The sequence below is a fragment of the Exiguobacterium sp. SH1S1 genome (assembly GCF_004337245.1).
Lineage (GTDB): Bacteria > Bacillota > Bacilli > Exiguobacteriales > Exiguobacteriaceae > Exiguobacterium > Exiguobacterium aurantiacum_A.
Map to the genome: position 1 here is coordinate 1 of NZ_SJUZ01000034.1, position 387 is coordinate 387.

A 387-nucleotide genomic window follows, 5' to 3' on the forward strand; every position below is an offset into this window, starting at 1 on the left:
GGTGTGCGGTGTGCCCAGGCTTTGTGTTCGTCGTAGCGGGTCCGGTGGCGTAGGCAACCGTGCAGGATGCCGACGAGGCGGTTGCCCAGAGCCCGCAGTGCTTGGTGATGGAGGTCGCCTTCAGCGCGGCGATGGTCGTAGAACTGTCGAGCTCCGGGACTTCGGGTTAGCGCGCAGAAGGCCCACTGGTCGATCGCGTCGTAGAGCCGACGGTTGCGGATGTGGCGGGCCAGTACGGCGCGCTTCCTGCCGGACGCAATGGTCAATGGCGAGGTTCCGGCGTAGTTTTTGCGACACTTGGCGTTGGTGTATCGGTTCGGGTCGTCCCCGAACTCACCGAGCACCCGGGCGCCGAGGATGACACCAAGTCCTGGCAGGGAGCGGTAG

General features: G+C 65.4%; 1 protein-coding gene. It reads right to left on the reverse strand.

Annotated features, from left to right (window positions below; all coding sequences use genetic code 11):
* Positions 1 to 387 (reverse strand): transposase (locus EVJ23_RS15115; RefSeq protein WP_145963492.1); only part of this gene is annotated, 387 nt, incomplete at both ends.